Raw genomic sequence first — 5910 nt, forward strand, 5'->3', positions numbered from 1 at the left:
ACCATGACTAACGCGCTTGCGGGTAAACAACCGAAGAATGCGACACTGACGGCGCTGGCAGGGCTTTCCACGGCGAAAAATAAATTACCGTATTTTGCGGAAAATGATGCCGCCAGCCTGACTGAACTGACTCAGGTTGGCAGGGATATTCTGGCAAAAAATTCCGTTGCAGATGTTCTTGAATACCTTGGGGCCGGTGAGAATTCGGCCTTTCCGGCAGGTGCGCCGATCCCGTGGCCATCAGATATCGTTCCGTCTGGCTACGTCCTGATGCAGGGGCAGGCGTTTGACAAATCAGCCTACCCAAAACTTGCTGTCGCGTATCCATCGGGTGTGCTTCCTGATATGCGAGGCTGGACAATCAAGGGGAAACCCGCCAGCGGTCGTGCTGTATTGTCTCAGGAACAGGATGGAATTAAGTCGCACACCCACAGTGCCAGTGCATCCGGTACGGATTTGGGGACGAAAACCACATCGTCGTTTGATTACGGGACGAAAACAACAGGCAGTTTCGATTACGGCACCAAATCGACGAATAACACGGGGGCTCATGCTCACAGTCTGAGCGGTTCAACAGGGGCCGCGGGTGCTCATGCCCACACAAGTGGTTTAAGGATGAACAGTTCTGGCTGGAGTCAGTATGGAACAGCAACCATTACAGGAAGTTTATCCACAGTTAAAGGAACCAGCACACAGGGTATTGCTTATTTATCGAAAACGGACAGTCAGGGCAGCCACAGTCACTCATTGTCCGGTACAGCCGTGAGTGCCGGTGCACATGCGCATACAGTTGGTATTGGTGCGCACCAGCATCCGGTTGTTATCGGTGCTCATGCCCATTCTTTCAGTATTGGTTCACACGGACACACCATCACCGTTAACGCTGCGGGTAACGCGGAAAACACCGTCAAAAACATTGCATTTAACTATATTGTGAGGCTTGCATAATGGCATTCAGAATGAGTGAACAACCACGGACCATAAAAATTTATAATCTGCTGGCCGGAACTAATGAATTTATTGGTGAAGGTGACGCATATATTCCGCCTCATACCGGTCTGCCTGCAAACAGTACCGATATTGCACCGCCAGATATTCCGGCTGGCTTTGTGGCTGTTTTCAACAGTGATGAGGCATCGTGGCATCTCGTTGAAGACCATCGGGGTAAAACCGTCTATGACGTGGCTTCCGGCGACGCGTTATTTATTTCTGAACTCGGTCCGTTACCGGAAAATTTTACCTGGTTATCGCCGGGAGGGGAATATCAGAAGTGGAACGGCACAGCCTGGGTGAAGGATACGGAAGCAGAAAAACTGTTCCGGATCCGGGAGGCGGAAGAAACAAAAAAAAGCCTGATGCAGGTAGCCAGTGAGCATATTGCGCCGCTTCAGGATGCTGCAGATCTGGAAATTGCAACGAAGGAAGAAACCTCGTTGCTGGAAGCCTGGAAGAAGTATCGGGTGTTGCTGAACCGTGTTGATACATCAACTGCACCTGATATTGAGTGGCCTGCTGTCCCTGTTATGGAGTAATCGTTTTGTGATATGCCGCAGAAACGTTGTATGAAATAACGTTCTGCGGTTAGTTAGTATATTGTAAAGCTGAGTATTGGTTTATTTGGCGATTATTATCTTCAGGAGAATAATGGAAGTTCTATGACTCAATTGTTCATAGTGTTTACATCACCGCCAATTGCTTTTAAGACTGAACGCATGAAATATGGTTTTTCGTCATGTTTTGAGTCTGCTGTTGATATTTCTAAAGTCGGTTTTTTTTCTTCGTTTTCTCTAACTATTTTCCATGAAATACATTTTTGATTATTATTTGAATCAATTCCAATTACCTGAAGTCTTTCATCTATAATTGGCATTGTATGTATTGGTTTATTGGAGTAGATGCTTGCTTTTCTGAGCCATAGCTCTGATATCCAAATGAAGCCATAGGCATTTGTTATTTTGGCTCTGTCAGCTGCATAACGCCAAAAAATATATTTATCTGCTTGATCTTCAAATGTTGTATTGATTAAATCAATTGGATGGAATTGTTTATCATAAAAAATTAATGTTTGAATGTGATAACCGTCCTTTAAAAAAGTCGTTTCTGCAAGCTTGGCTGTATAGTCAACTAACTCTTCTGTCGAAGTGATATTTTTAGGCTTATCTACCAGTTTTAGACGCTCTTTAATATCTTCAGGAATTATTTTATTGTCATATTGTATCATGCTAAATGACAATTTGCTTATGGAGTAATCTTTTAATTTTAAATAAGTTATTCTCCTGGCTTCATCAAATAAAGAGTCGAATGATGTTGGCGAAATCACATCGTCACCCATTGGATTGTTTATTTGTATGCCAAGAGAGTTACAGCAGTTATACATTCTGCCATAGATTATAGCTAAGGCATGTAATAATTCGTAATCTTTTAGCGTATTAGCGACCCATCGTCTTTCTGATTTAATAATAGATGATTCAGTTAAATATGAAGGTAATTTCTTTTGTGCAAGTCTGACTAACTTTTTTATACCAATGTTTAACATACTTTCATTTGTAATAAACTCAATGTCATTTTCTTCAATGTAAGATGAAATAAGAGTAGCCTTTGCCTCGCTATACATTTCTAAATCGCCTTGTTTTTCTATCGTATTGCGAGAATTTTTAGCCCAAGCCATTAATGGATCATTTTTCCATTTTTCAATAACATTATTGTTATACCAAATGTCATATCCTATAATCTGGTTTTTGTTTTTTTGAATAATAAATGTTACTGTTCTTGCGGTTTGGAGGAATTGATTCAAATTCAAGCGAAATAATTCAGGGTCAAAATATGTATCAATGCAGCATTTGAGCAAGTGCGATAAATCTTTAAGTCTTCTTTCCCATGGTTTTTTAGTCATAAAACTCTCCATTTTGATAGGTTGCATGCTAGATGCTGATATATTTTAGAGGTGATAAAATTAACTGCTTAACTGTCAATGTAATACAAGTTGTTTGATCTTTGCAATGATTCTTATCAGAAACCATATAGTAAATTAGTTACACAGGAAATTTTTAATATTATTATTATCATTCATTATGTATTAAAATTAGAGTTGTGGCTTGGCTCTGCTAACACGTTGCTCATAGGAGATATGGTAGAGCCGCAGACACGTCGTATGCAGGAACGTGCTGCGGCTGGCTGGTGAACTTCCGATAGTGCGGGTGTTGAATGATTTCCAGTTGCTACCGATTTTACATATTTTTTGCATGAGAGAATTTGTACCACCTCCCACCGACCATCTATGACTGTACGCCACTGTCCCTAGGACTGCTATGTGCCGGAGCGGACATTACAAACGTCCTTCTCGGTGCATGCCACTGTTGCCAATGACCTGCCTAGGAATTGGTTAGCAAGTTACTACCGGATTTTGTAAAAACAGCCCTCCTCATATAAAAAGTATTCGTTCACTTCCGATAAGCGTCGTAATTTTCTATCTTTCATCATATTCTAGATCCCTCTGAAAAAATCTTCCGAGTTTGCTAGGCACTGATACATAACTCTTTTCCAATAATTGGGGAAGTCATTCAAATCTATAATAGGTTTCAGATTTGCTTCAATAAATTCTGACTGTAGCTGCTGAAACGTTGCGGTTGAACTATATTTCCTTATAACTTTTACGAAAGAGTTTCTTTGAGTAATCACTTCACTCAAGTGCTTCCCTGCCTCCAAACGATACCTGTTAGCAATATTTAATAGCTTGAAATGATGAAGAGCTCTGTGTTTGTCTTCCTGCCTCCAGTTCGCCGGGCATTCAACATAAAAACTGATAGCACCCGGAGTTCCGGAAACGAAATTTGCATATACCCATTGCTCACGAAAAAAAATGTCCTTGTCGATATAGGGATGAATCGCTTGGTGTACCTCATCTACTGCGAAAACTTGACCTTTCTCTCCCATATTGCAGTCGCGGCACGATGGAACTAAATTAATAGGCATCACCGAAAATTCAGGATAATGTGCAATAGGAAGAAAATGATCTATATTTTTTGTCTGTCCTATATCACCACAAAATGGACATTTTTCACCTGATGAAACAAGCATGTCATCGTAATATGTTCTAGCGGGTTTGTTTTTATCTCGGAGATTATTTTCATAAAGCTTTTCTAATTTAACCTTTGTCAGGTTACCAACTACTAAGGTTGTAGGCTCAAGAGGGTGTGTCCTGTCGTAGGTAAATAACTGACCTGTCGAGCTTAATATTCTATATTGTTGTTCTTTCTGCAAAAAAGTGGGGAAGTGAGTAATGAAATTATTTCTAACATTTATCTGCATCATACCTTCCGAGCATTTATTAAGCATTTCGCTATAAGTTCTCGCTGGAAGAGGTAGTTTTTTCATTGTACTTTACCTTCATCTCTGTTCATTATCATCGCTTTTAAAACGGTTCGACCTTCTAATCCTATCTGACCATTATAATTTTTTAGAATGGTTTCATAAGAAAGCTCTGAATCAACGGACTGCGATAATAAGTGGTGGTATCCAGAATTTGTCACTTCAAGTAAAAACACCTCACGAGTTAAAACACCTAAGTTCTCACCGAATGTCTCAATATCCGGACGGATAATATTTATTGCTTCTCTTGACCGTAGGACTTTCCACATGCAGGATTTTGGAACCTCTTGCAGTACTACTGGGGAATGAGTTGCAATTATTGCTACACCATTGCGTGCATCGAGTAAGTCGCTTAATGTTCGTAAAAAAGCAGAGAGCAAAGGTGGATGCAGATGAACCTCTGGTTCATCGAATAAAACTAATGACTTTTCGCCAACGACATCTACTAATCTTGTGATAGTAAATAAAACAATTGCATGTCCAGAGCTCATTCGAAGCAGATATTTCTGGATATTGTCATAAAACAATTTAGTGAATTTATCATCGTCCACTTGAATCTGTGGTTCATTACGTCTTAACTCTTCATATTTAGAAATGAGGCTGATGAGTTCCATATTTGAAAAGTTTTCATCACTACTTAGTTTTTTGATAGCTTCAAGCCAGAGTTGTCTTTTTCTATCTACTCTCATACAACCAATAAATGCTGAAATGAATTCTAAGCGGAGATCGCCTAGTGATTTTAAACTATTGCTGGCAGCATTCTTGAGTCCAATATAAAAGTATTGTGTACCTTTTGCTGGGTCAGGTTGTTCTTTAGGAGGAGTAAAAGGATCAAATGCACTAAACGAAACTGAAACAAGCGATCGAAAATATCCCTTTGGGATTCTTGACTCGATAAGTCTATTATTTTCAGAGAAAAAATATTCATTGTTTTCTGGGTTGGTGATTGCACCAATCATTCCATTCAAAATTGTTGTTTTACCACACCCATTCCGCCCGATAAAAGCATGAATGTTCGTGCTGGGCATAGAATTAACCGTCACCTCAAAAGGTATAGTTAAATCACTGAATCCGGGAGCACTTTTTCTATTAAATGAAAAGTGGAAATCTGACAATTCTGGCAAACCATTTAACACACGTGCGAACTGTCCATGAATTTCTGAAAGAGTTACCCCTCTAAGTAATGAGGTGTTAAGGACGCTTTCATTTTCAATGTCGGCTAATCGATTTGGCCATACTACTAAATCCTGAATAGCTTTAAGAAGGTTATGTTTAAAACCATCGCTTAATTTGCTGAGATTAACATAGTAGTCAATGCTTTCACCTAAGGAAAAAAACATTTCAGGGAGTTGACTGAATTTTTTATCTATTAATGAATAAGTGCTTACTTCTTCTTTTTGACCTACAAAACCAATTTTAACATTTCCGATATCGCATTTTTCACCATGCTCATCAAAGACAGTAAGATAAAACATTGTAACAAAGGAATAGTCATTCCAACCATCTGCTCGTAGGAATGCCTTATTTTTTTCTACTGCAGGA

General features: G+C 39.6%; 5 protein-coding genes. 2 read left to right on the top strand and 3 right to left on the bottom strand.

Going from position 1 to position 5910, the window contains the following annotated elements; all coding sequences use genetic code 11:
• Together J5M71_RS25490 and J5M71_RS25495 are read left to right on the top strand one after the other, a co-directional pair.
• On the top strand, nucleotides 1–948 hold a 948-nt coding region (locus J5M71_RS25490), incomplete at its 5' end, for a phage tail protein (protein WP_243434347.1).
• The gene (locus J5M71_RS25495) at nucleotides 948–1532 is read left to right on the top strand and encodes a tail fiber assembly protein (RefSeq protein WP_015979258.1); all 585 of its coding nucleotides are present in this window, start codon (nucleotides 948–950) and stop codon (nucleotides 1530–1532) included. The genes J5M71_RS25490 and J5M71_RS25495, both read left to right, overlap by 1 nt.
• A gap of 128 nt (nucleotides 1533–1660) precedes the next feature.
• Here the strand turns inward: J5M71_RS25495 and J5M71_RS25500 are convergent, their stop codons facing one another.
• The 3 genes from J5M71_RS25500 to J5M71_RS25510 all read right to left on the bottom strand — a co-directional run.
• The gene (locus J5M71_RS25500; RefSeq protein WP_000162952.1) at nucleotides 1661–2893 is read right to left on the bottom strand and encodes a hypothetical protein; all 1233 of its coding nucleotides are present in this window, start codon (nucleotides 2891–2893) and stop codon (nucleotides 1661–1663) included.
• A gap of 590 nt (nucleotides 2894–3483) precedes the next feature.
• Nucleotides 3484–4374, bottom strand: a complete 891-nt coding sequence (locus tag J5M71_RS25505; protein WP_000735931.1) for an HNH endonuclease — start codon at nucleotides 4372–4374, stop codon at nucleotides 3484–3486.
• On the bottom strand, nucleotides 4371–5910 hold a 1540-nt coding region (locus J5M71_RS25510; RefSeq protein ID WP_116268603.1), incomplete at its 5' end, for an AAA family ATPase. The genes J5M71_RS25510 and J5M71_RS25505, both read right to left, overlap by 4 nt.

The organism is Pseudomonas sp. 43(2021) (assembly GCF_017490805.1).
In the GTDB taxonomy this organism is placed as follows: domain Bacteria; phylum Pseudomonadota; class Gammaproteobacteria; order Pseudomonadales; family Pseudomonadaceae; genus Aquipseudomonas.

Coding starts and splice junctions, on each gene's coding strand:
- J5M71_RS25495 (WP_015979258.1), top strand. CDS start 948: ATGGCATTCAGAATGAGTGAACAACCACGGACCATAAAAATTTATAAT.
- J5M71_RS25500 (WP_000162952.1), bottom strand. CDS start 2,893: ATGACTAAAAAACCATGGGAAAGAAGACTTAAAGATTTATCGCACTTG.
- J5M71_RS25505 (WP_000735931.1), bottom strand. CDS start 4,374: ATGAAAAAACTACCTCTTCCAGCGAGAACTTATAGCGAAATGCTTAAT.